Origin of the sequence: Vibrio cincinnatiensis DSM 19608 (assembly GCF_900167345.1) — a bacterium.
GTDB classification, from domain to species: domain Bacteria; phylum Pseudomonadota; class Gammaproteobacteria; order Enterobacterales; family Vibrionaceae; genus Vibrio; species Vibrio cincinnatiensis.
Map to the genome: position 1 here is coordinate 230,702 of NZ_FUXB01000006.1, position 24,786 is coordinate 255,487.

Annotated in this window: 18 protein-coding genes, 1 tRNA gene and 1 pseudogene; 13 read left to right on the forward strand and 7 right to left on the reverse strand. The window is 42.2% G+C overall.

Features of this window, described 5'->3' with window-relative positions:
* Positions 1 to 7 precede the first annotated feature (7 nt).
* The 3 genes from B5D54_RS07640 to licT all read right to left on the reverse strand — a co-directional run bounded on the left by B5D54_RS07640 (position 8) and on the right by licT (position 4,308).
* Positions 8 to 1,399 (reverse strand): alkaline phosphatase, encoded by a 1,392-nt coding sequence (locus B5D54_RS07640; RefSeq protein ID WP_078925940.1) that lies wholly within the window; start codon positions 1,397 to 1,399, stop codon positions 8 to 10.
* Between the two features lie 157 nt (positions 1,400 to 1,556).
* The gene (locus B5D54_RS07645; RefSeq protein ID WP_078925941.1) at positions 1,557 to 3,443 is read right to left on the reverse strand and encodes a beta-glucoside-specific PTS transporter subunit IIABC; all 1,887 of its coding nucleotides are present in this window, start codon (positions 3,441 to 3,443) and stop codon (positions 1,557 to 1,559) included.
* Between the two features lie 4 nt (positions 3,444 to 3,447).
* Positions 3,448 to 4,308 carry a BglG family transcription antiterminator LicT gene (gene licT, locus B5D54_RS07650; protein WP_078925942.1) on the reverse strand — a complete coding sequence of 287 codons (861 nt, stop codon included), beginning with the start codon at positions 4,306 to 4,308 and terminating at the stop codon, positions 3,448 to 3,450.
* Positions 4,309 to 4,918: 610 nt separating this feature from the next.
* On the opposite strand from licT, the gene B5D54_RS07655 reads away from it, so the two are divergent.
* From B5D54_RS07655 to B5D54_RS07665, 3 genes are all read left to right on the forward strand, one after another.
* Positions 4,919 to 6,331, forward strand: coding sequence for a PTS transporter subunit EIIC (locus B5D54_RS07655; protein ID WP_078925943.1), 1,413 nt, complete (start codon positions 4,919 to 4,921; stop codon positions 6,329 to 6,331).
* Between the two features lie 17 nt (positions 6,332 to 6,348).
* Complete coding sequence (locus tag B5D54_RS07660) at positions 6,349 to 7,743, forward strand: glycoside hydrolase family 1 protein (RefSeq protein WP_078925944.1); 1,395 nt, start codon at positions 6,349 to 6,351, stop codon at positions 7,741 to 7,743.
* A gap of 90 nt (positions 7,744 to 7,833) precedes the next feature.
* Positions 7,834 to 8,970: a hypothetical protein gene (locus tag B5D54_RS07665; RefSeq protein ID WP_078925945.1), complete on the forward strand. Its 1,137-nt coding sequence runs from the start codon at positions 7,834 to 7,836 to the stop codon at positions 8,968 to 8,970.
* A gap of 225 nt (positions 8,971 to 9,195) precedes the next feature.
* On the opposite strand, the gene norR is transcribed toward B5D54_RS07665, so the two are convergent.
* Positions 9,196 to 10,731, reverse strand: a complete 1,536-nt coding sequence (norR, locus tag B5D54_RS07670) for a nitric oxide reductase transcriptional regulator NorR (protein ID WP_078925946.1) — start codon at positions 10,729 to 10,731, stop codon at positions 9,196 to 9,198.
* Between the two features lie 197 nt (positions 10,732 to 10,928).
* On the opposite strand from norR, the gene norV reads away from it, so the two are divergent.
* The 3 genes and pseudogenes from norV to B5D54_RS07685 all read left to right on the forward strand — a co-directional run.
* Positions 10,929 to 12,419: an anaerobic nitric oxide reductase flavorubredoxin gene (gene norV, locus B5D54_RS07675; RefSeq protein WP_078925947.1), complete on the forward strand. Its 1,491-nt coding sequence runs from the start codon at positions 10,929 to 10,931 to the stop codon at positions 12,417 to 12,419.
* 9 nt (positions 12,420 to 12,428) lie between these two features.
* Positions 12,429 to 13,580: an NADH:flavorubredoxin reductase NorW gene (gene norW, locus B5D54_RS07680; RefSeq protein WP_078925948.1), complete on the forward strand. Its 1,152-nt coding sequence runs from the start codon at positions 12,429 to 12,431 to the stop codon at positions 13,578 to 13,580.
* 35 nt (positions 13,581 to 13,615) lie between these two features.
* Positions 13,616 to 13,854 (forward strand): annotated as a pseudogene (locus B5D54_RS07685) (TehB-like domain-containing protein); the annotation flags it as partial.
* 122 nt (positions 13,855 to 13,976) lie between these two features.
* Here B5D54_RS07685 and B5D54_RS07690 read toward each other — a convergent pair.
* Positions 13,977 to 14,067 (reverse strand) — tRNA-Ser (locus tag B5D54_RS07690).
* 328 nt (positions 14,068 to 14,395) lie between these two features.
* On the opposite strand from B5D54_RS07690, the gene B5D54_RS07695 reads away from it, so the two are divergent.
* Positions 14,396 to 15,067 carry a MaoC family dehydratase gene (locus B5D54_RS07695; RefSeq protein WP_078925949.1) on the forward strand — a complete coding sequence of 224 codons (672 nt, stop codon included), beginning with the start codon at positions 14,396 to 14,398 and terminating at the stop codon, positions 15,065 to 15,067.
* A 131-nt stretch (positions 15,068 to 15,198) separates the two neighbouring features.
* Positions 15,199 to 15,555: a DUF3024 domain-containing protein gene (locus tag B5D54_RS07700; protein WP_078925950.1), complete on the forward strand. Its 357-nt coding sequence runs from the start codon at positions 15,199 to 15,201 to the stop codon at positions 15,553 to 15,555.
* A 95-nt stretch (positions 15,556 to 15,650) separates the two neighbouring features.
* Here B5D54_RS07700 and rnb read toward each other — a convergent pair whose 3' ends face one another.
* Positions 15,651 to 17,651 (reverse strand): exoribonuclease II, encoded by a 2,001-nt coding sequence (gene rnb / locus B5D54_RS07705; RefSeq protein ID WP_078925951.1) that lies wholly within the window; start codon positions 17,649 to 17,651, stop codon positions 15,651 to 15,653.
* Positions 17,652 to 18,244: 593 nt separating this feature from the next.
* On the opposite strand from rnb, the gene B5D54_RS07710 reads away from it, so the two are divergent.
* The 5 genes from B5D54_RS07710 (at position 18,245) to rplT (ending at position 23,522) form a co-directional block, all read left to right on the forward strand.
* On the forward strand, positions 18,245 to 20,143 hold the full coding sequence (locus tag B5D54_RS07710; protein WP_078925966.1) for a DEAD/DEAH box helicase: 1,899 nt from the start codon (positions 18,245 to 18,247) through the stop codon (positions 20,141 to 20,143).
* Between the two features lie 206 nt (positions 20,144 to 20,349).
* Positions 20,350 to 22,278: a threonine--tRNA ligase gene (thrS, locus tag B5D54_RS07715; protein ID WP_078925952.1), complete on the forward strand. Its 1,929-nt coding sequence runs from the start codon at positions 20,350 to 20,352 to the stop codon at positions 22,276 to 22,278.
* A gap of 3 nt (positions 22,279 to 22,281) precedes the next feature.
* Positions 22,282 to 22,833 (forward strand): translation initiation factor IF-3, encoded by a 552-nt coding sequence (gene infC, locus B5D54_RS07720; RefSeq protein WP_078925953.1) that lies wholly within the window; start codon positions 22,282 to 22,284, stop codon positions 22,831 to 22,833.
* Positions 22,834 to 22,932: 99 nt separating this feature from the next.
* A complete protein-coding gene (rpmI, locus tag B5D54_RS07725) occupies positions 22,933 to 23,127 on the forward strand; it encodes a 50S ribosomal protein L35 (protein ID WP_004727973.1) in 195 nt (64 codons plus the stop codon).
* Between the two features lie 41 nt (positions 23,128 to 23,168).
* Positions 23,169 to 23,522 carry a 50S ribosomal protein L20 gene (gene rplT, locus B5D54_RS07730; protein WP_040992521.1) on the forward strand — a complete coding sequence of 118 codons (354 nt, stop codon included), beginning with the start codon at positions 23,169 to 23,171 and terminating at the stop codon, positions 23,520 to 23,522.
* A 46-nt stretch (positions 23,523 to 23,568) separates the two neighbouring features.
* On the opposite strand, the gene B5D54_RS07735 is transcribed toward rplT, so the two are convergent.
* Positions 23,569 to 24,531 carry an integron integrase gene (locus B5D54_RS07735; protein ID WP_078925954.1) on the reverse strand — a complete coding sequence of 321 codons (963 nt, stop codon included), beginning with the start codon at positions 24,529 to 24,531 and terminating at the stop codon, positions 23,569 to 23,571.
* Between the last annotated feature and the right edge of the window lie 255 nt (positions 24,532 to 24,786).

Consider the following 24,786-nt stretch of genomic DNA (forward strand, 5'->3'; position numbering starts at 1 on the left):
TTGCTGATTAGCCTTGACGGCCAATATTGACTTGCATGATCTCCGCGATGGTTTGTGCCACTTGGGTGTTGTCTTTAAAGCCCCCTAGTTTATCGGCCTGAACCCCGATAGCAGAGAGAGGCAGTTGTGTTGCGGTATGGGCATAAGATGTCCAATAAACCCCAGCGCGTTTTGAGGTAATATGAGCCACCGCAATAGCCACGGGATCATAACCGCCATAAAGATTTTTGAGGTTAGGCGCTTTTTTATCAACGGCGTTCATTGCGGTTTCAATCAATGACTTTTCTTCATCGCTGAGTGTGCTCAAGTCAAATTGCGCGGCAATATGTTGGTAGAAAGCGGAGCGATTACCCTGATAGACGCCTTGTAGTTTGTCTTCGATAGACTCTTTAGCGTGGGTAACATTATCGAGAGTCATGAAATAATTTTTGCCAAACCCCATACCCATACCCCCCGTTTCGTGATCGCCGGTCACAATCACTAATGTGTCATCTGGATTTTTGTGATAAAAATCGAGTGCTTTTTGTACTGCTTGATCAAAGGCAAGGGTATCGAAAATCGTGCCTGCAATATCATTGGCGTGTGAAGCATGGTCAATACGCCCTCCCTCGATCATAAGGAAAAAACCGTCTTTATTCTTTGCGAGGAGATCAATCCCTTTCTCTGTCATCTCCGCGAGCGATGGAAGGTGATTCGTTTTAATTCGATCAATTTCATAAGGTTCATGTGAAGCGCTAAACGCGGCAAATACTTTATCGCCAGCTTTAGGGTGATAGCCGCGGAAACTGGCGACCGATTCACTACCGACAAAAGTTCGGTAATCATTTTTCTTCATCGTCGCAACCAGATCTTTACCATCTGTACGTTTGGAATTTTTACCTGCTACAAAGTGTCGATAACCGCCGCCAGCGAAATAAGTAATGCCGGAATTGGTATAGTCTTGAGCAATCTCATTTTCATTATCTCGGCTGATGTTTTTAGCAATAAACGCGGCAGGAGTGGCATGCGTAAGACGAGTGGTGGTAATAAGGCCCGTGGTCATGCCTTTTTTCTGAGCGCCTTCGAGCAGAGAGGCAACTTTAGTGCCATTGGGTAACATGCCAACCATACCATTATCGGTTTTCATACCCGTGGCTAAAGCCGTTGCCGATGCCGCTGAGTCTGTGACTAGGGAATCGGCTGAGTGGGTTGTGTTTATTCCGGTAATTGGCAGGCTGTTCATGGCTAAACGTGCGTTTTTATCGCCGGTTTTCTCTTGCAGATAATACTCTGCGACTTGGCGTTGGGCTGTTGCCATGCCATCTCCAATCAGATAAATGACATGTTTGGGTGCATCGGCTAATACAGAGGTACTTAATAAGGTCAGTGCCGTGAGAGTGGCATAGTTAAACTTTGACATTGCGTTTATTTCCATGTTGTTAGTGTGGTTTCTGTTCAACACGCTAAGCGACAAAGATGAATGATTTCTTACAAAATCATGTCACGTTCAATCGCAATGTCTGATGATTGATTAAGATCAAGTTATCCTTTCTTTGTTGGGCGCTATGGTTACCGAGTTATAAGGTGGTAAGTAACCGATCTCCGACCTTTACATAAGCCTCATGCGTACTAAGTATCTCTAAATAATCATGGCTATTGGTAATAAAAATAGGTGTCGTAGTATCAAAGCCTAAATGGGTGATTTTGTCTAAATCAAACTGGATAAGGGGCATCCCTTCGGTAATTTTTTCTCCTGTCTGAACCAGTAAAGAAAAGCCATCACCTTGTAATTTAACCGTATCTAGGCCGATATGTATGAGAAGCTCCACGCCTTGTTCACTTTTTAAACCTATTGCGTGATGAGATTTAAAGATGGAAGCGACATAGCCATCAAAAGGGGCAAATAAGGTGCCACTGTCTGGGCGAATAGCGACACCTTGCCCCATGATTTCACTGGCAAATGTTGGGTCATTAACCATAGATAAGGGGACCACCTCGCCACTCAATGGGCTAGCTATCTGTAGATGTTGTTTTTGTAAAGAGGAGGGCGGCGTTAATGTAGGAGATGCATTCGATTCTATTTGTTTGGCATCTTCATGAGTATGAGGAGTAAAAAAGTAAGTTAAGGTGACCGATAGAGCCAGCGTTAATAATGTTGCTAAAATACAGACCACAACCGTGTTATCTATTCCTTGTGGTGAAATGATCTGAATAAAAGAGAAAAGACTTAATAGACCCATTGAATAAGACTTTACATGGAATGAGGCAATAATACTGGACCCTATGGCGGCAGAGAAGCAACCGAAAATAAATGGCCATTTTCTAGGGAGGGTAATACCATAAATTGCCGGTTCTGTTACTCCAAATAATGCTGTAATAGCAGCAGAACCTGCATAGCCACGAGTCTTGTTATTATGTGTTTTTAGGAAAATGCCCAAACAAGCCCCTACTTGTCCAAAAATGGCAGGGATAAGAAGTGGTATAATTAAGCTGTAGCCATCAATAGCAATATTATTCATCATGATGGGGACTAAACACCAATGAATCCCCAATACAACCAACATCTGCCAGATCGCACCAATCACTCCGCCTGCCAGTTCTGGGCTAGTATGGTAGAGGTAAACTATCCCACTCGAAATCATATTTGCAATAAAAGTACTGAGTGGACCAATCACTAAAAATGTGATGGGTATTGTTATGGTTAAACATAAAAAAGGCGTTAACCAATTATACAAGAAGGTCGATAAGTTTTTGGGTAGAGCTTGTTCTAGACGAACATTAAACCAAGTCGCAAATAAAATGGGTATCACGGAGGTGGAATAATTTAAATAGAGGATAGGTAATCCCATAAAATTTTCTGACGGAACTTCTTGACCGGAAATTTGTTGAAAAAACAACCAATTAACATGGGTGGTAATTTCTGGATGTACCAGAGCACCTGCAATAGCGATACCAAACAAAGGGTTACTATTAAAATATTTGGCTGCTGTATAACCGAGAAAAATAGGAAGAAAGAAAAAAATCGTATCTGCAGCAGAGAAGAGAATTCGGTATGTGCCACTGTTGATGGTTATCCAGCCAAGGTTAGATGATAAAAGAACAAAACCTTTTAAAATCCCACCTGCACTTAATAACCACAGCAGAGGATGAAAAATCCCTGTGATGGTATTGATGATGGCTCCCATCCAATGAGAAAAGTGAGTGTGCTTTTGTGGTTTGAGTAGTGGCAGAATGGATTGATAGAGTTTTTCTACGTGTGTACCAATAACTATCTGAAACAGCCCTCCAGTATGAATGACGGAAATGACATCGGGCAGATTTTTTATTTCTTTAATTGCTTCGATTGGAACTCGTTTTAGCTGAAATCGTAATCGAGTTGTACAGTGAGAGACTCGGATAATATTATTTGAGCCACCAAGCTGTTTCACCACTTGATGTGCAAGATGGTCATGGTAGGTTGTCATTAAACTATCTCTCTCTTTGCTTAGAAGATGTGGCTCGTCTGACTCTTTCTACATGGATAGTCAAAAACATCATTTCTTCTGAAGTCATACTATGTTGGAATTTTTTATTTACATATTGGCTGATTTTCTCAACACAGAAAAAAGCGGTGGGATATTTCTCTCTAACCGAAAGGAATAGGGAGTCATCTTCATCGGAGATTGTTGTCTGATGGAGTAGTCGATGAACGAAAAATTTTAGATGGGTCACTAATCGCCTAAATTCGACACTGTCCTCATTGAGATCCAAACCGAGATTGTATTTAATCATATGAATAATATCGCGGATTAGATTGGTTACACTGATCGTGTTATTCATATCTTCATGCAGTTGTGCATTCACCAAATGTAGAGTAATAAAGCCCGCTTCATCTTCATCAAATTGAACACCAGATGCTTTCTTGATTAATTGGAGTGCTTGTAACCCGACGTCATATTCTGCAGGATACAATTGCTTAATCTCCCATAACATGCCATTTTTCACTTTCTGGCCGGTTTGTAGCCTTTGAATGGCAAAATGCAGGTGATCCGCTAAGGCGACTCGGATGCTAGGATGCAGGTTTCCCGTGAGTGAAGAATCTGCCAGTTCCAAGATTTGTTCTATCGTAGCAAGCAGTTCAAGCGGTATTCCTTCTAGCAGTTCGTGATAACGAGCATCAATGGCGGCATCGCTAGAAGTGAGAGTAAACACTTTTTCTATTTTTTTTGCATCAATTTCCATTCCAATTTTCATTTGAAACCCGATTCCTCTCCCCATAACAACGACTTCCCGTTGATTGGCATCGGTAGAAATGAGTACATTATTATTTAATACTTTTGATACACGCATAATTTATAAACTACTTGGCTGCTTTTTGTATATAAAAAAACCTAAGCTGGGTAAGGTATACTCACACCTTACCCAGCTTAGGTTTTGCCTGCTTTATCAGTAACAATCCTTATTTGAATTTAGTGTATAGAGATTGTTGGGTGTTCTCAAATTGGTAGAAGATAATGTGTGAATGAGTACACATTTATCATTGAGCTTGATGTGTCTATTTTTAATGAGGAGGTCTTTCGATGCAAAGTATCATGATTCGATTATGAGGCTTAAACAGTGTGTGATTTATTTCTCACTTTCTGTTGCTGATATGCTCTTTTTCAGAGATCTTAATCACGATTGATACTTGATGGCGTTGACCTAATAAAGCGGTGGGAATAACGTCACCGACATCGAAACGGATTGTTATCGCAATAGCGAGCAAAACCTGACTTTACTTATCTTTCACATCGGTGATGGAGTAAGAAGTCAGGTTTTTTTATACATAAATTTTAGCATTTGGGATTGTTACCTTTGGCTGGGCAAAACCCGAGAATATCCAATTTTATCTATGGATATTCTCGGGTTTTTTTATGCCTTTTCGCCAGTGAGTAACTTGATTGATTGAATAGGGCATTTTATGGAATACGAGCAACTTGCGGCAGAGATCATACACAGTGTTGGTGGCGCCGATAACATAGCGAGTGTTGTACATTGTGCAACCCGTCTTAGATTTAAACTTAATGACAACACTCAGGCTGATAAAGAGCAAGTCAACGCCTTGGAAGGGGTTATTGCTGCGGTAGAAAGCGGTGGGCAATTTCAGGTGGTGATCGGTAACCATGTGAATCAAGTTTTTCGTGCGGTAATGGTGACGATGGGTAATGAAGAGGTGGTAAAACCAATAGAGAAGAAAACGAAGGATGGAGTATTGAGTGTATTCATTGATCTCATTTCTGGCATCTTCACCCCCTTACTTGGGATTATGGCCGCGTCCGGAATTTTGAAAGGCGGTCTGGCGTTGGCGATAGCGGCAGGTTGGACAACAACGGACAGTGGCATCTATCAACTGCTATTTGCGGGAAGTGATGCGTTGTTCTTTTTCTTCCCACTGGCACTGGGATATACCGCAGGGATGAAATTTGGTGGCAGTCCATTTGTCACGATGGCGATAGGGGGCGCTTTGGTGCACCCCACTATGATAGCAGCGTTTGATGCATCTCAAGTTCCGGGCTATGAGGCTCTGACCTTTTTGGGTATGCCTATTACCTTTATGAACTATGCCTCTTCGGTTATGCCGATTATTTTTGCGGCTTGGGTCTCATGCCGGCTTGAGCCTATGTTTAATCGAATATTGCCAAGTGCAATCAAAAACTTCTTCACACCTCTGCTGTGTATTGTTGTCACAGTTCCTCTGACTTTTTTGGTCATTGGCCCAGCCGCGACTCATGCCAGCCAGTTTCTGGCGCACGGTTATGAACTCATTTATGCCGCCAGCCCCGTTGTTGCAGGGCTTATCATGGGCGCTTGCTGGCAGATCTTGGTTATTTTCGGCTTACATTGGGGCTTTGTACCGATTCTACTCAACAACATGGCTGTGATGGGCTCAGATAGTATGATGCCGCTACTGGTTCCTGCTGTTCTTGCACAAGCGGGGGCTGCATTTGGTGTGTTCTTAATGACGAAAGACGTCAAGCTGAAAGCTATTGCTGGCTCGGCTTCTACGGCGGGTCTTTTCGGAATTACTGAACCTGCTATATACGGTGTTAATTTACCGAAAAAACGTCCTTTCATTATTGGATGTATTTCCGGTGCCATCGGTGCCGCTATTATCGGCTACTTCAATGCACGCGTTTACTCGTTTGCTATGCCAAGTCTTTTGATTTTCCCACAAGTGATTCCACCGACAGGCGTTGATATTACGCTATGGGCAACTGTTTTTGCCTCAATTTTATCGATTGTATTGGCCACAGTTTTAACCGTCATGTTTGGTCAAGTGAATGGTGATGTTAGATCCGCTGCTCACGATACTGTTAAAACCAAAGTAAGTTAACAAAGGAGATTAATTCAATGAGTTTTTGTTTTCCCGATTCATTTCTCTGGGGAGGCGCAACTGCTGCTAACCAGATTGAAGGTTCACATGTTACCGATGGTAAAGGTCTGTCAACGTCTGATGTTCAACCATTGGGTGCTTTCGGAGAGTTAGTTTACCGAGAACCCGGTGACTTCAATATCAAAGATGTGGCGATTGATTTCTATCATCGTTACGCCGAAGACATTGCATTATTCGCAGAAATGGGATTTACCTGCTTGCGTGTATCGATTGCTTGGAGTCGCATTTTCCCAAATGGTGATGATGCCGAGCCAAATGAAGCGGGCCTTGCATACTACGACTGTGTGTTTGATGAAATGGCTAAGCATAATATTACCCCACTGGTAACCCTTTCTCATTACGAGATGCCGCTCAATTTAGCCAATAAATATCAGGGTTGGGCTAGCCGCGAAGTGATCGGTTTTTTTGAAGATTACGCTAAAGTGGTATTTAACCGTTATAAAGATAAAGTCAAATTATGGCTGACCTTTAACGAAATCAATGTCACGTTGCACGAACCATTCACCGGATCTGGTTTGCCGCGTAATTGTAGTGAACAAACCCGTTTTCAAGCCATTCATCACCAACTCGTGGGTAGTGCAAAAGCGGTGAAAGCGTGTCATAACCTCATTCCAGATGCGAAAATTGGGAACATGATTCTGGGCGCAATGCAATATCCTCTGACTTGTAAACCCGATGATGTCATGAAAACATTGATGCTGAACCGTGAATGGCTCATGTTTGGGGATATTCAGGCGCGAGGTTACTACCCCAGCTACATGACTCGTAAATTCAAAGAATTGGGGGTTGAGCTCAATATTACGGAAGATGATAAAGCGTCTTTAAAAGAAACCATTGACTTCATTTCATTCAGTTACTACATGACGGGCTGTGCCAGTGCGGATCCGGTAGAGAATGAGAAGGCTTGTGGCAATATGGTTAATATGATCCCCAACCCACACCTAAAAGCTTCGGAGTGGGGGTGGCAAATCGACCCCGTGGGCTTGCGTTACTTGCTGAACGTCTTATACGACCGCTATCAGTTACCGTTGTTCATTGTAGAAAATGGTTTGGGCGCTAAGGACCAACTGGATGATAACGGAGAAATCCAAGATGACTACCGTATTCAATACTTGAATGATCATCTGTATCAAGTGGGAGAGGCGATTCAAGATGGCGTTGAAGTGATGGGGTATACCTCTTGGGGCCCGATTGATTTAGTGAGTGCTTCAACCGCACAGATGTCAAAACGTTATGGCTTTATTTATGTTGATCGTGATGATGAAGGTCGCGGTACTTTAGAGCGTAAGCGGAAGAAGAGCTTTTGGTGGTATAAAAATATTATCGAATCAAAAGGCGCACTGCTTAAATAAATTATTAAATTAAAATATTAACCATTTTATAGATGGCTATTTTAAATAGCTGTCTATGGGTTTTTCTTTCAGAAAAATAAGAGAATTAATATGAAAAAGACACTACCTTCTGCATGTCTCATTTTATCTTCATTGTTTAGTATTCCTTGTTTTGCTAAAAATAATGATGGTAACTGGATTGAAAATTATTTAGACCCAAATAATGGCAGTGAGCTATCACGATTTACAGATTATGAAAATAATACTCGATGGTATTATAATTTAAGGCTTCAAGGTACAACGAATATGGGGAATAGTAGTGATAATCGATCCAGTTCGTTAGAAGCAAGCCTAAGGCTCAGAGGAAAAACGATGTTTACTGATGACTTAGGTTTTACTGGTGATTTTTGGTTAAAAGCGAAGGAGATTTATAGTACTTTTGATGGAGAAAGAACCAATAGTTACGATGATCTTGACGAAAGTGCGACATGGGAAAATTTAATCATTGGTATTGAATCTAATCAATATGGTGCGTTGGTCTATGCTAAGCATACGGCGACATGGGCTGTATTTTCTACCGATATGGGTATGCTTGGTCAAAATAATATACAAGCGGATGCCGGTGGCAAAAATGCAGGGAAAATTATATATAAGAATCATTTTGATAATAACCTATTTATTCATGCGAGTTACGACTATAATTCAAAGATTTCTGGTTTAGATATTGGATATCAAACAGAAAATATTTATCCTTTCGTTGCAGATGCTTACGGAATTTATTTTTCTATTCATAATGGACAGCCATTTTTAAATACTGGATATAGTAGTTCAATTATTGGTAATGTTGATATCAATAGTGACATTAAATCAGATACTGCATTCAATAGACATAGTGATGACTTATTGACCTATTCTTTGAGTGGTTACAAACAATTTGGCTTTAATGGTCGCTTTGGTACGGTGATCTCCTACTCGGAACGAGAACATGGAGAAACGAAAGCAGAGGTAAGAGAAAGGGGCTATACCACGGGTGGTTTGGGATTTTCTGCTTCGGCCACTTATCAATATTTTCCTGAGGGGCTCAAGGGGTGGGGGCCCGTTGTGACTGTCTCTCATGATGAATTCACAGATAAATTTGTTCCTCAAATTCAGTATTGGTTTGAACCACAAGTTCGTCTGTGGGTTGGACATGTACTAACTTCTCATGGGGAAAATACTACACAAGCTGAATTCCAGATAGATTTTTAAGCCTATAACCTGAAAAGCAGGTTTGTACTTGGTCGTCATACTCTATTTTTTATCTAAAAGTGAGGTATGTTATTGGAAACGGGTATATCACCGAGATGTATTGGGTGAATGGACTTGAATAAAAAGCCCTTGATAAATCAAGGGCTTGAGTTGTTAGTTGAGGGGTTTCTAGCTCTAGAGTATTTGTCACCATTCCCATCGCTTCACAAAAACTGCTTCCCATAATCATGACTTAATACCCAAACGTTTAGCTAAACGGTGTAGGTTTCCACTATCTAATACTAATTGACGAGCGGTTGCTGCCCAATTTCCTTGATTATGGTTGAGAGCTTCAATAATTGCGTTTTTTTGAAACCGATCGGTTGCGTCTTTAAGGCTCAAATTGGATTGGGTCATCATCGGAATTTCTGGCGTATTCAATCCACCTGAATTTGAATGCCATGAGGTATCGATATCAAAGTCTGACGCTAACAATTCAATGTCTGTAGACTGCGTGCGAGCTCTGGACAATACCGCTGCGCGTTTGATCATATGCTCCAACTCTCGCACATTTCCTGGCCATGAGTACTGTTTGAATGCTTGAATCAGAGTAGGTGAGAAACGAATGCTATTTAGCCCTAATTTGCTTCGTAACTGCTCTGCGAAGAAGCCTGCTAGCAATATCACGTCTTCTTCACGTTCACGTAGTGGAGGGACGTGAAGTGGGAAGACACTCAAGCGGTGATATAAATCGGCTCGAAATCGCCCGGCGGTCACTTCTTCATGTAAAACTCGGTTGGTCGCGGCCACAATACGAGTATTTACACGGATATGCCGATCGTCTCCGACACGTTGAATGTCCCCATACTGCAAAGCTCGCAGCAGCTTTGCTTGCAATTCAAGCGAGAGTTCACCCACTTCATCTAAAAAGAGAGTGCCCCCATCAGCCAGCTCGAATTTGCCTTTTCGGTTACTGATTGCGCCTGTGAATGCCCCCTTTATGTGTCCAAACAGCTCACTTTCTGCCACGGATTCAGGTAAAGCCGCACAATTTAGATAGACCAATGTTTTATCTGCTCGGTGAGACCGGTGATGAATCGCATTGGCGACCAATTCTTTTCCGACCCCAGTCTCACCCATGACTAATACGGACAGTTCAGTATCAGCAACGGCATCAATTTGCTGCTGTAGTGACTTGATTCCATTTGATTCACCAATGATGTCATCATTCAATGCCCGCTTTTCGGTATACGATTCTCTTGGCAAACTGGTTTGTGTTTCTAATTGTTCAAGAAGTAATGCGGTATGAAGTCCACCTGCAGCTAACGCACTGATAAAACGTAATTCATGGTTTGAAAGCCCATCAAATTGATTTGGGTCAAAAGCATCAATGGTGATTGCACCAATCAGATGGTCATCAATTAATAACGGCAATCCAATGCATGAATGAACATGCAATTTATCATCATGATTGGGGATCAAGCCATCGTAGGGATCCGGTAAGTGACTGTCGGATGGAAAACGGACAATATCGCCAGCTCGGGCGATGGCTTCTAGCCGAGGATGTTGATCAATTGAAAATCGGCGACCTAACACTTCCTTTGCCAAACCATTGATGGCTAGTGGTTTAAATAACTGATTTTCATAAAGAAGTAGAGCAGATGCGTCGCATTTTAAAACCTCTCGGATGGTGGTTAACAAGGTGTCGAAACGTGCTTGTCGAGTGAGTGCGGAGTTCAGATCTTGAGTAATATGTAACCATTGGGCGATTAATGAGGTCATAGCTGATACCAATCATGTCAATATGACAATGTTACTGTTATATTGACAGAAGTCAATTATTGTCATATTGACAATTTCATTGGGTGTTTTGTTTTAACTAGTTGATTTTTAATAATTAAAAATTCTGGCACGGCGTGTGCAGTATTGGAGGTGTTCAAGAATTCAATTAACTTAAATCGTCATCTAAGGTAGTCACTATGACAATTCACGTAAAAAACAATATTCATTGGGTCGGTCAACGCGATTGGGAAGTACAGAACTTCCATGGTACAGAATACAAAATGACCAAAGGTACCAGCTATAACAGTTATCTCATTCGTGAAGAAAAAACGGTACTGATTGACACGGTTGACCATAGATTCAGTCATCAGTTTTTACAAAACCTTGAGATGGAAATTGATCTTAAGTCTATTGATTTTATCGTTGTTAATCACGCTGAAGAAGATCACTCAGGCGCTTTATCCGCATTAATGGAGAAAATCCCAAACACGCCGATTTATTGTACCGAAGCGGCAATAGATTCGATTGTTGGGCATCACCATCATCCTGAATGGAATTTTAAAACGGTAAAAACAGGTGACAGTATTGATATTGGTAACGGTAAACAATTAGTTTTTGTTGAAGCACCAATGCTTCACTGGCCCGATAGTATGATGACTTACTTAACGGGTGATGCGGTGCTATTTAGTAACGATGCTTTCGGTCAGCACTATTGTGATGAACGATTGTTTAACGATGAAGTCGATCAGAATGAACTGATGGAACAATGTTTGCGTTATTACTCCAACATCTTAACGCCATTTAGCCGCTTCGTGACGGCAAAAATTAAAGAGGTATTAAGCTTTAATCTCCCTGTCGATATGATTGCAACCTCCCATGGCATTGTGTGGAGAGACAACCCGGCTCAAATTATTGAGCAATATTTAGCGTGGGCAGATAACTATCAAGAAGATCGAATTACCATTTTTTATGATTCGATGTCGAATAACACACGTATGATGGCAGACGCTATAGCTCAAGGCATTCATGATGTTGACCCTACTGTTGCCGTTAAGGTCTTTAACGTCTCTAAGCATGATAAGAACGAAATTCTAGCGAATGTCTTCCGCTCTAAAGGCATTCTGGTGGGATCTTCAACCATGAATAATGTCATGATGCCAAAAATTGCAGGCATGCTAGAAGAAATTACAGGGCTTCGTTTTAAAGCAAAAAAAGCGGCGGCTTTTGGTAGCTATGGTTGGAATGGTGGTGCGGTTGATCGTATACATGCGCGTTTGACCGATGCTGGGTTTGAAACGGCGATCAGCTTGAAAACCAAATGGCGACCAGATGGAAAAGCGATGCGCGAATGCCGTGAACACGGTCAGAGCATTGCTAAGTTGTGGGCCAATAACGATTTATCAAAACTTACCGAGGTTTTTTCTCCAAAGCCTGACCACGTATCTCCGGCTCTTCAAGTGATTCCACAAAAGGCGAAAGAGGCTCTGCCTGTTGTTCAACATGAACCGCCGCATCCTGAAGGCTGTCAATGTATGATTTGTACGGTATGCCATTGGGTGTATGACCCTGCGTTAGGTGAGCCTAACCAAGGTATTGAGCCTGGAACTGTCTGGTCTGACGTACCCGATGACTTCTTATGCCCAGAATGTCACTTAGGCAAAGACGTTTTTATTGAGCATAAATCATAAGGAGGCAGCATGCAGGCACCCATCGTAATTATTGGTAGTGGTTTTGCTGCTTACCAATTAGTTAAAACTGTGCGTCGTATGGACGCACATATTCCAATTCAACTCTTTACCGCTGAAGAGGGGGCGGAATATAACAAACCAGACTTGAGCCATGTCTTTAGTAAAAAACAAACAGCATTGGATTTGGTCGTCAAAACGGGCGAGGCGTTTGCCCAAGAATACAAAATCGAATTGTTTGCCAACACCATGGTTGAAAAGGTGGATGTTCAGTCTCAACAAGTGACAGCAAATGGGGGGATTTACCCTTATGCCAAATTGGTGTTTGCTACCGGTGCAAAAGCGTTTGTGCCACCAATGAGTGGTGATGCTGTGGAAGAGGTGTTGACGTTGAACTCATTGCAAGAGTATCAAGCTGCTGAGGCGTACATTAGCCGAGCAAAGCAGGTGTTGGTGATTGGTGGCGGGTTAATCGGTGTTGAAATCGCTATGGACCTAGCCAATAGTGGGAAAGACGTCACCATTGTCGAACCCAATGAGCGCTTACTCATGAACTTGATCCCTGAATTTATTGCTCTACCGCTTGAGAAGCAGCTTAAACAGCAAGGCGTTCAACTTGCGTTAGAAAATAGTGTCGTTGCAGTCAATCATTCAGAGAACGCATTAGCAGTATCATTGAGTTGTGGACAAATCGTTGAAACCGATGCTGTGATTTCGGCTGCTGGTTTATGTGCTAATACGCAATTAGCCCAAGATTCTACTATCGCAGTAAACAAAGGCATCATTGTTGATCATCATTTACAAACTTCCATTCAGAATGTGTTTGCATTGGGGGATTGCGCTGAAATTCAAGGACGAATGATGCCATACCTTCAGCCTATTGTGTTAAGCGCCAATGTGTTAGGTAAGCAGTTACTTGGCCAAGAGGCACAACTGGTATTGCCACCAATGATGATCAAGGTAAAAACGCCTCACTACCCAATTCAACTCGCAGGAAAGATAAACGATGTTGTGCATTGGGAGGTAAGCATTTCAATGTCTGGTGTTGTGGCGAAAGCGAAAGATGAAATGGAGCAATTCGTTGGTTTCATTGTTACCGGTGAACAAATCAAACAGGCATTTCCATTACTTCGTGAGCTATCACAAGCCGCTGTTCATTCTTAAGTCGAATTCATCATAAAATGAGAGGAGAGATGACTATGTCGCATCTACGTATTCCGAAAAATTGGACCGTTCAACGCTCCCCCCTTTTTTTCACCAAAGAGAATGTGCCTCAGCTTTGCTTTCTTACCACAATACAGCGGAAGGAGTATTTGGTCAGTTGTGTGTGAAGGAAGGACAAGTGACGTACTATGATTTTTCCGATGAGTATGCAACAGAACCTGAAGTTGTGGTGGACATTAATGCAGGGCAATTTGCGACCAGTCCACCGCAATATTCATTTTTGGTCTGATTTATTGAAGAAAATCAGCCCATGAATCATTCCTAATCTGGCCAATACCTCTGAGATAGCATTGTCTTAAAACGAGAAAAGCCCTTGATAAATCAAGGGCTTGAACGTGGCGGAGAGATAGGGATTTGAACCCTAGATACGCTATTAACGTACGCCGGTTTTCAAGACCGGTGCTTTCAACCACTCAGCCATCTCTCCATTACGGGCGCTATCATATTGATTGAAATAAGGTTTGTAAAGTCTTTCATCGGGTTTCCATTACGGTTTATATCAAACATGTGTATTCATAATAAAAATACATTGTTGGTGTTTTCATTCAATTTTGTGATTTTTGCATAAATCGGTTAAGTGATCACTCTAAGGGGGGAGTTTCTAATAAAATAATGTTTTATTAATAACTGTTTGTTTATTAAAAGGAAATGGTGGTTTGGTATACACATGTACGCAATAAAGTATTTGCGAATTACTGTGAAGTACTTCAAAATTAGTCCATTGGCAGTGCTTCTTTGTTAAGAATGAGGTTTTGATGAAAGTTACCGATCTTTTAAAGCATCGAGCTGAAAATTTGGTCAAGAACACGGAATTTAAGCAATGGATGTCGCCAACCGTACGTGAGTATTGGGATGGCTTTTTAGATAGAGCGAACAGTCGTCAGCTTTTTTCATGGGTAAAAGAGTTTCACCAGCCCGCCAATGAAGAAGTCAATCTGGTTCCTGACATTGAATTAAAACCAGAAGCCCAAGCACTTTATGAAGAATTGACGAGTAAGCTGGGTGAAGTGATTCATACTGGCGATTGGCTTATGGTCGATCAACAGCGTATCAATCAGTTTGGTGATGTCACTGAAGATTTACAGTGGATTCATACGGATCCTGAGCGTGCAGCGGTAGAGTCTCCATTTAAAACAACCATCGCTCATGGTTTTTTGACACTAGCGTTGTTACCCAAATTAACGGACAGTGTGGATGCGGATAAACCTTTATTTCCTTCTGCTAAGCTGGTGGTCAATATCGGGTTGAATTCCGTTCGTTTTCCTTATCCTGTTAAGGCGGGTAATCGTCTTCGGGCTGTGAGCACGTTGTCAAAAGTGACCCCCGTGAGAAAAGGGTTAGAGATTGAGCGTGAGATTAAAGTGGAGATTGAAGGGGTTCGGCGGCCAGCTTGTATTGTGGTTTCTGTGATCCAACTACATTTTTAATCTGAATCGGGTATTAGAAGGGGAGCTTTGGCTCCCCTTTGTTGTATGAATGAGAGAATCGCATAAGGATCATAGACTCTTTTGTTTATTCGGGTGATACTCAACGAAACACAATGGCATCAGAGGGAGTTATGGCGGTCATTAATTTGCTGCAACGTCAGATAGAGAAAAGGGCGGAATGGGTTTGCCAAAGCCGAAACCAAAGTTTGCCAGTAGAGTTGGGGAAATCAAGTTACGAGCCCATTGATAATGGGGTGCAGTTTATTTTGCATCACTACAAGCTTGATTCAAACCAGTGTGATTATACCAGTATTGTTGCCAGAGTGATTTGGGAAGAAGAAGATAGCCTGTGGGCTTTGTATGTACCGGCTGAACCAACAGGGGCTGAGTATCAATGGATTCCTTACCCTTATTTATCAAAAAGCATCGATTTAACCGCACTGATCCGAGAAATTGAAAAAGACCCCAAATCTTATTTTTGGTCATAGGAATGTTGTTTTACTAACTTTTTATTAATTGTTGAATAAAAAAACAGGCACATATAGTGCCTGTTTAGGTGGTAAGCGAACATTGGTGATGTTATTTATGCTGCCGGGCTGGCTGATTCAGTTTGAGCAGAAGGAGAATCTGCAAAGACCTGAGTGGGTTTAGCGACGATGTTACGGTTATCTAGATTCACTTCACTTAACACGACTTCTAAGGTATCACCTAACTGATAAACCAAAGTATTATCAATGGTTACCGTTCCCTCCTCACCATTACAGACAAGACGTTCTTTATTGTCTAAAATCAGTGCTCCAGGAATAAAAGCCATTGCGCCATTGTCTAATAAACGGACACGCATCCCGGGTCGGTTGATATCAAAGATCTCAGCCATAAAGCGGGTTTGCTTATTCGGCTCATCCGCCAGTGTTCGGGCATATAACCAATCGGCCACATTTCGTTCTGCAATTTTGTGATGTTTACGGTGGAGGGCCAGCTCTTCTCCTAGGTTTTCATCAGGAATTTGTTCAGGTTGTTTTCCCATTATGTGTGCTTTAAGCATACGGTGATTCACCATATCGCCATATTTACGGATAGGTGAAGTCCACGTCGCATAAATGTCTAACCCCATAGCGAAGTGAGGTAATGGCTGGTTGCCAATTTCACTGTAACTTTGGAATTTTCGCATTCGGTTATCAAGGTATGATGTAGGTTGTTTCGCAAGCCAGCGACGTAAAGCAGCAAAACCGTCAAGGGTTGCCAGAGTGGCTTCATCAAACTCCGCCCCATGGTTTTTCACCAGAGTTACCACATCGGCGATTTTGTCGGTTTTAAAACCTGCGTGAGTATTAAATACGCCGCAACCAAACGTTGACTGTAATACTTTACCCGCACAGATATTCGCTGTGATCATCGCTTCTTCTACTAGGCGATTAGCACTACGTCTGAGATCGGCGTGAATAGCAATTACGTCATTGTCTTCGTTTAATTCAAAGCGGTAGTCTGGGCGATCAGGGAAGACAACGGCTTGGGTTTCACGCCAAGCGGATCGTAGCTGAGAAAATTCATAAAGGTCTCGGACGACTTGGGCAATGGTCTCAATGGGTTGCCAAGTTGAGTGACCTGTTTCTAACCAATCAGAGACTTGCTCGTAAACGAGGCGAGCATGTGAGCGAATATTGGCAGCAAAAAAATGCATATCATCATTGATAGTGCCATCTTCATTGACGGTTAATGTACAACAAAGCACTGGGCGAATTTCATTTTCGATCAGAGAGCATAGGTTATCGGCTAAATCACGGGGGAGCATCGGAATATTTCTCCCCGGTAGATAAATAGTAAATCCTCGTTCACGGGCAACGTTGTCCATTGGATCATTTGCGGTAATATAAGCGGTAGGATCGGCGATAGCGATCGTGACTTCAAAACCGCCTTCTTCCCGCTTCTTAGCATACAGTGCATCATCCATGTCTTTGGTGGATTCACCATCAATCGTCACAAAAGGTAGATGAGTTAAGTCGACACGTTGTAAGTCGTCGTCATCCTGTAACTGCCAGTGATCGCACCCAGCGGGTTCTGAATTTGGCAAATCGTTTTCTGCTAATGTGACCCACCAAGGGGCAATTTTATCGTCAGCGTCAGTAATTTTTTCTGTAATTTCGACAAAGAAACCACTATCTCCCTTGAGCGGATGGCGAGTGAGTGTTGCTACGACCCAATCACCTTCGTTGACTTCTTCCGGGTTTAGGCCTTTTTGTGTTTTGGCTTTGAAGGTGTTTTTCTTCAACTGAGGATGGTCTGGCGTTACATTAAGTTTCCCTTTATGGAGCTTAACCCGGCCAATAAATCGAGTCAGAGCTGGCTCTAGCAGTTCTTGTGGCTCCGCTACTTCACGCTCGTTTTCGGTACGAATAATGGCGACGACTTTATCGCCATGTAGGCACTTTTTCATATAAGGTGGTGGTATAAAAAAGCTGGTTTTATTATCCACTTCAAGAAAACCATAGCCTTTATCAGTCGCTTTGATCTGGCCTTCTTTCTTAGGGAGATTTTCTTGAATTTGTTGTTTGAGCTGGGCAAGTAGCGGGTTATTTTGGAACATGCTTATTTATAAACCTATGATTTGTCGTTAGGAGATTCGGTTTCCTCAGCCTCTCCGATAGGCATTTCCCACAGCTTATGCTGCTTGATTTTTTTTGGGGAAAGGCGACTCGCGTCTGCGGGGTTATGGTACTGGGCTAAGCTAGAAAAGTATAGTTATCTTATGAAGCGTCTACGTATTATCTCACTTGGAAAGTGAAGGAAGATTGGGCAAAGAACGGGGGTTATAAATGTCAACCAAAGTCATGGTTAGAGAGGTAAAGTGGGAGTAGAAGAGTCTATTGCCAAGGTGAATTGGGCATAAAGGGAGAAATTTATGAATGAGATGGTGAATGTATATGAATAGATCCAATGGCTTGAGTGATATAAGTTGGGTATTTTCCCATCATTAAGAAAAATTATGTGATGAATTTCAATTTTTTCTGGCTTTTTTTATGCTTTTAAGGAATAATCCGCGTCCCTTAGATGTCCCTAGTGGCTTGATGCTTTTTAATACTCATCCGCATCTGAACGGAATCAGCTCTTCTTTAGGATTGGTTGGAAAATGGTATAGCACGTGGGACCTTAGTTATTTTTTATTTTAGTGGGAACCCCATGCAAGAAACCGTCATTCAATTTAGTGACTTAGCACTAAACAGTGCCATCCTTTCCGCCCTAAACGAAATGGGCTTTGTTTCACCAACTCCAATCCAAGCTGCTGCCATTCCTTTTCTACTTGAAGGCCGTGATGCGTTAGGTAAAGCTCAAACGGGTACAGGTAAAACTGCCGCTTTCTCTTTACCACTTTTGAACAAGTTGGATCTTAACCAATATAAGCCTCAGGCGATTGTTATGGCCCCAACTCGTGAGTTAGCCATTCAAGTGGCTGCCGAAGTGAAGACTCTTGGCCAAAATATCAAAGGCCTAAAAGTATTAGAAATTTACGGTGGTGCTTCCATCGTTGATCAAATGCGAGCTTTAAAAGCTGGAGCTCATATTGTTGTCGGTACTCCTGGTCGTGTGAAAGACTTAATCACTCGTGAACGTTTACATCTTGATGAATGTCATACTTTCGTTTTGGATGAAGCCGATGAAATGCTCAAAATGGGTTTTGTCGACGACGTTACTTGGATTATGGAACAATCGCCAGATACGGCTCAACGCGTTCTTTTCTCTGCAACAATGCCACCGATGGTGAAAGACATTGTTGACCGCTTCTTACGTAACCCTGCGCGTGTTGATGTTGCGGGTTCAAACCAGACGGTTGCGAAAGTTGAACAACAATACTGGGTGGTAAAAGGTGTTGAAAAAGACGAAGCGATGGCGCGTCTGCTTGAAACAGAAGAAACCGACGCTTCTATTGTTTTCGTTCGTACTCGTCAAGATACTGAACGTTTAGCCGATTGGTTATGTGCCCGAGGCTTTAAAGCGGCGGCATTACATGGTGATATTCCTCAATCTTTACGTGAACGTACCGTTGATCACATCAAACAAGGTGTCATTGATATATTAGTAGCAACGGATGTTGTTGCTCGAGGCCTTGATGTACCGCGCATTACTCACGTATTTAACTACGATATTCCATTTGATGTCGAATCTTACATCCACCGTATTGGCCGTACAGGCCGTGCTGGACGTAAAGGTAAAGCGATTCTATTAGTTCGTACTAACCAGATCCGTATGCTACGTACGATTGAACGTGTTACACGTTCTTCAATGGAAGAAATTCAGCTTCCTCATCGTGATAAAGTTGCGGAATCTCGCTTAACAAAACTTGCGGTGGAACTTGAAGCTGATAAAGGCCATGTTGCACTAGAAAAATTTGTAGAATTAGTGGAGAAACTGCAGTCTTCTTTAGACATTGATGCCACAACGCTTGCCGCAATTTTACTGAAACGCCAACAAGGTAAACGCCCATTATTCTACACGGGTGAAGACCCAATGATTGAAGCGATTGAACGTGATAAGTTACGTCGTCGTGATCGTCGTGATGGTGATCGCCGTGAGGGTGGTAGTCGTCGTGAATTTGGTGCACGTGAGGGTGCTCGTAATGTCGATTGGGATACTTATCAGTTACAAGTCGGCCGGGAACAAGGCGTTCAAGTAAAAGATATCGTGGGTGCTTTAGCCAATGAACTGGGTTTGACTAAGGGTTCAATCGGTGCGATCAAACTGGCTCAAGGCCATACATTTGTTCAGTTACCAAAAAGCATGTCAGCGGATGTAACAGGTAAACTTCGTAAATTACGTATTCGCCAAAAAGAAGTGGGTGCGGTGGTTTGTGATTTTGATGACTTCCGCGAGTCTCGTGGTCGTCGCCCTGAAGGTAACCGAGATGGTGGTGGTTACCGTGGCGGTCGTGAAGGCGGTCGTGGACGAGGTGATTCTTCTCGCCCTGCTCGTGATGGTGAACGTCGCTTTGACCGTAACCGTGGTGGTGATAATCGCGGAAACTTTCGTGGTGAACGCTCGGGTGAACGAGGTCAGAGTGCTCGTCGCCGTAGTGAAGCATAATCTTTAGCACCACCAGTAAGCCCGTAGATTAACCTACGGGCTTTGTCGTTTCTTTATGATTCCTTCTTTACATTACTCATGTGACCTAGGTACAATTCACGCCCATTGATGATCCGGTATTCGTGTTACCGAGTGACCATCGATGTTTATTTTCCACATACTGAACACGTGTTGCTTGGTATGCAACACCACTGTAAGGATTTATCATGCCTATTATTACTCTTCCTGATGGCAGTCAACGTCAGTTTGACCACGCTATTTCTACTATGGATGTCGCTCTATCTATCGGCCCTGGTCTTGCAAAAGCCACCATTGCTGGCCGTGTTGATGGCGTTCGTGTTGATGCATGCGATCTGATTGAACATGATGCAAGCCTTGAAATCATCACCACAAAAGATGACATTGATGGGTTAGAAATTGTCCGTCACTCTTGTGCGCACTTGCTCGGTCATGCTCTTAAGCAATTGTATCCACAAGCAAAAATGGCAATTGGACCAACGATCGATAACGGCTTCTATTACGATATTGACCTCGATCATTCTCTTTCACAAGAAGATCTCGACACCATTGAAGCTCGAATGAAAGAGCTGGCGAAAACAAAATATCAAGTCGTTAAAAAGAAAGTCAGTTGGCAGGAAGCTCGAGATACGTTTGAATCTCGAGGTGAACCTTATAAGATGGAGATCTTGGACGAAAACGTGGCACGAGATGATCGCCCAGGTCTTTACCATCATGAAGAATATATTGATATGTGCCGTGGGCCTCATGTTCCACATATGGGTTTTTGCCAGCACTTTAAATTGCTCAATGTTGCGGGCGCTTATTGGCGTGGTAACAGCGATAACAAAATGCTACAGCGTGTTTATGGCACCGCTTTCCACGACAAAAAAGCGTTACAAGCACATCTTACTCGCTTAGAAGAAGCGGCTAAGCGTGACCATCGTAAAATTGGCAAACAGCTTGATTTATTCCACATGCAGCAAGAAGCACCGGGAATGGTTTTCTGGCATCATAATGGCTGGTCCATTTTCCGTGATCTTGAAGTCTTTATTCGTCATAAATTGAATGAGTATGGCTACCAAGAAGTGAAAGGTCCATTGATGATGGACCGTGTCCTATGGGAGCGTTCTGGTCACTGGGATAAATACGCAGATGCCATGTTTACCACTTCATCTGAAAACCGTGAATATGCGATTAAACCTATGAACTGCCCAGGTCATGTGCAGATCTTTAATCAAGGATTGAAATCGTATCGTGATCTTCCTTTACGTATGGCTGAGTTCGGTTCATGCCATCGTAATGAGCCATCAGGGTCTTTACATGGTATTATGCGTGTTCGTGGTTTTACCCAAGATGATGCGCATATTTTCTGTACGGAAGATCAAATACAACAAGAAGTGACTTCATGTATCAAGATGGTGTATGACACTTATAATACCTTTGGCTTTGAAAACATTGCCGTTAAATTGTCGACTCGGCCTGAAAAGCGTGTTGGTAGTGATGAAATTTGGGATAAATCAGAAGAAGCATTAAAACATTCTCTTGAAGCCATGGGTATCGCTTATGAAATTCAAGAAGGGGAAGGTGCATTCTATGGTCCAAAAATTGAATTTACCTTGTATGATTGCTTAGATCGAGCATGGCAATGTGGTACAGTTCAGCTTGACTTCAACTTACCTTCTCGTCTTGGTGCCACTTACGTTGGTGAAAATAACGAACGTTTAGTACCAGTAATGATTCACCGTGCTATTTTAGGTTCTCTTGAACGGTTTATTGGGATCCTCATTGAAGAGTATGCAGGGTTTTTCCCAACATGGTTGGCTCCAGAGCAAGCTGTTGTTGTGAATATTACTGATAAACAAGCAGGATACGCTCAAGAAGTCGTACAAAAGCTACAAAAATGTGGTATTCGTGCGAAAGCGGACTTGAGAAATGAGAAGATAGGCTTTAAAATCCGCGAACACACTTTAAAACGTGTACCGTATATGCTGGTTTGTGGCGACCAAGAAATGGAAGCCGGTGAAATCGCAGTGCGTACTCGAAAGGGCAAGGACTTAGGTAAATTTAAATTGGATGACTTTATTACACATATCCAAGCCGAAGTTTCTAGCCGTAAGCTCAATCTGGAGGAATAAACTATTAAAGGCGGAAGACGTGGCCAACAGCCGGCCAAACAAAACCAGCACCGTTTAAACGGTGAAATTCGTGGCGTTCGTGAAGTGCGTTTAACTGGCGCAGATGGTGAATCCGTTGGTGTAGTATCGATCAGCGAAGCACTAGAAGTAGCCGTAGAAGCTGGTATGGATCTTGTAGAGATCAGCCCTAACGCCGAGCCACCAGTTTGTCGTGTGATGGACTATGGCAAGTTCCTCTTTGAAAAGAGTAAAGCTGCTAAAGAGCAGAAGAAAAAGCAAAAACAGATTCAGATTAAGGAAGTTAAATTCCGACCTGGAACTGATATTGGAGACTATCAGGTAAAACTACGCAACCTGACTCGTTTCCTTGAAGAAGGCAACAAAGTGAAAGTAACTATTCGCTTTCGTGGCCGAGAGATGGCACACCAAGATATCGGTGTCGACGTTCTTAATCGTTTGAAAGAAGATACAGCAGAACTTGCTGTTGTAGAGTCTTTTCCTACGCGAATTGAAGGTCGTCAAATGATCATGGTGTTAGCCCCTAAGAAGAAGTAATTAGCGGCTTTGCAAGTAACAAAACCTTTCTTTATCGTTAGGTTTTGTTCGCCCTAATTACATTGTTTATTAAACTACTACAATGCGGAGTTATTCATCATGCCTAAGATGAAAAACAACAAAGGTGCTGCTAAGCGTTTTAAGAAAACTGCTGGTGGTTTTAAGTTCAAGCACGCTACTAAACGTCATATTCTGACTAAGCGTACAACTAAGAACAAGCGTCAACTACGTCCAAACTCAATTCTTCCTAAATGTGAAGTTGCGGGTATCGTACGTTGTCTTCCATACGCTTAATTTGTTTTTGGTTTTAATTCGTTTAGTTTAGGAGAGACATAATGCCTCGCGTAAAACGTGGTGTACAAGCTCGTGCACGTCATAAGAAAGTTCTAAAACAAGCTAAAGGTTACTATGGTGCACGTTCACGTGTTTACCGCGTAGCTTTCCAAGCAGTTACTAAAGCCGGTCAATACGCTTACCGTGACCGTCGTACTAAGAAACGTCAATTCCGTCAACTATGGATTGCTCGTATCAATGCGGCATCTCGCCAAAATGGTTTATCTTACAGCCGTTTCATTAATGGTCTGAAGAAAGCTTCTATCGAGATCGACCGTAAGATCTTAGCCGACATCGCAGTATTTGATAAAGCAGCATTTGCTGTACTTGTTGAGAAAGCGAAAGCAGCTCTATAATTAAAGTTGCTTAGGTATTAGAAAGGAGAGCATTTGCTCTCCTTTTTTATAATCGGGACAGGGGACTTAATACACCACTGGCTCCTCGATCAATGACATGGGTATAAATTTGTGTTGTGGTCACGTCAGAATGGCCTAATTGCTCTTGCACCGTCCGGATATCGGCACCCGATTCGAGAAGATGAGTTGCAAATGAATGCCTAAGTGTGTGGCAGGATACCGTTTTTCCAATCTCAGCTTCTTGAGCCGTTTTTTTTACTGCTCTCTGTAATGAAGAAACATTGATATGCTGTCTTCGCAACAGATTGCTTTCTCCATCGATTGATCTGTTATGTGATGGAAAGAGGTAGTGCCAATGAAATTCAAATGGTGCTGTTGGATACTTCTCTGCGAGTGAGTACGGTAACCAGACACCTCCATAGCCTTTAGTTTGCATATCTTTATCATAATATCTTTTAGCCAATGCGATTTGTTCATTAAGTAGAGGATAGAGCTCTTTGGCTAAAGTAACTGTCCGATTTTTTCCACCTTTACCATGCCAAACCCTTAGCGCACCGTAATCAAAATCAATATCTTGAATGCGTAAGCGAATACATTCCATTAATCTCAGCCCAGAGCCATATAATAGCTTTATTGGAAGTTGGTATTTGGGATCTACATGATTGAAGAAACGTTTTACTTCCTCTCTCGTCATGACGACAGGAAGCTTTCGGTCTAATTGAGATTTTTGAAATTTCATATCAAGAGTGAGCGGTTCTCTAATAATCTCCCGATATAAGAAGCTGACCGCATTTAAGGCAAGAGCTTGTGTTTTGGTTGCAACTTTTTTATCTACCGCTAAATGAGTGAGGAAAATCTCAACTTCACTTGACCCCATTTTATTAGGATGGACCTTATTGTGAAAAATAATGTACTTTGTAATCCAGTGTAGATAAGCCTCAATGGTTTTATTGGCGTAATGTCTCGTTTGCATATATTCCTTTATGCTTAAAAGAAATTGTGATTTCATTCCAAATTCCATTTAACTGTTTTTATATACAGTAGTATTGGTTTTCTGTATCGTCAATAATTAAATGGCATTTTGCTACTTAATGAGAGCTACTCCTCAATTGTTTTTTGTAACTTAATGAATTTATTAGCTAGAATGCTATTCTTACACGAGCTTTTTATCAGGGAAACCGCATGAGTGTGCCGTGGAGCACAGAGGTTAACTTAAGGTTAACCATTTGAGCGTAAGCTTAAGAAGAGATGAAGGCAGGCCCTT

Bases quoted from the DNA above. Each gene is read 5' to 3' on its own strand.
- B5D54_RS07640 (WP_078925940.1), bottom strand. From the start codon at position 1,399: ATGTCAAAGTTTAACTATGCCACTCTCACGGCACTGACCTTATTAAGT.
- B5D54_RS07645 (WP_078925941.1), bottom strand. From the start codon at position 3,443: ATGACAACCTACCATGACCATCTTGCACATCAAGTGGTGAAACAGCTT.
- licT (WP_078925942.1), bottom strand. From the start codon at position 4,308: ATGCGTGTATCAAAAGTATTAAATAATAATGTACTCATTTCTACCGAT.
- B5D54_RS07655 (WP_078925943.1), top strand. From the start codon at position 4,919: ATGGAATACGAGCAACTTGCGGCAGAGATCATACACAGTGTTGGTGGC.
- B5D54_RS07660 (WP_078925944.1), top strand. From the start codon at position 6,349: ATGAGTTTTTGTTTTCCCGATTCATTTCTCTGGGGAGGCGCAACTGCT.
- B5D54_RS07665 (WP_078925945.1), top strand. From the start codon at position 7,834: ATGAAAAAGACACTACCTTCTGCATGTCTCATTTTATCTTCATTGTTT.
- norR (WP_078925946.1), bottom strand. From the start codon at position 10,731: ATGACCTCATTAATCGCCCAATGGTTACATATTACTCAAGATCTGAAC.
- norV (WP_078925947.1), top strand. From the start codon at position 10,929: ATGACAATTCACGTAAAAAACAATATTCATTGGGTCGGTCAACGCGAT.
- norW (WP_078925948.1), top strand. From the start codon at position 12,429: ATGCAGGCACCCATCGTAATTATTGGTAGTGGTTTTGCTGCTTACCAA.
- B5D54_RS07695 (WP_078925949.1), top strand. From the start codon at position 14,396: ATGAAAGTTACCGATCTTTTAAAGCATCGAGCTGAAAATTTGGTCAAG.
- B5D54_RS07700 (WP_078925950.1), top strand. From the start codon at position 15,199: ATGGCGGTCATTAATTTGCTGCAACGTCAGATAGAGAAAAGGGCGGAA.
- rnb (WP_078925951.1), bottom strand. From the start codon at position 17,651: ATGTTCCAAAATAACCCGCTACTTGCCCAGCTCAAACAACAAATTCAA.
- B5D54_RS07710 (WP_078925966.1), top strand. From the start codon at position 18,245: ATGCAAGAAACCGTCATTCAATTTAGTGACTTAGCACTAAACAGTGCC.
- thrS (WP_078925952.1), top strand. From the start codon at position 20,350: ATGCCTATTATTACTCTTCCTGATGGCAGTCAACGTCAGTTTGACCAC.
- rpmI (WP_004727973.1), top strand. From the start codon at position 22,933: ATGCCTAAGATGAAAAACAACAAAGGTGCTGCTAAGCGTTTTAAGAAA.
- rplT (WP_040992521.1), top strand. From the start codon at position 23,169: ATGCCTCGCGTAAAACGTGGTGTACAAGCTCGTGCACGTCATAAGAAA.
- B5D54_RS07735 (WP_078925954.1), bottom strand. From the start codon at position 24,531: ATGAAATCACAATTTCTTTTAAGCATAAAGGAATATATGCAAACGAGA.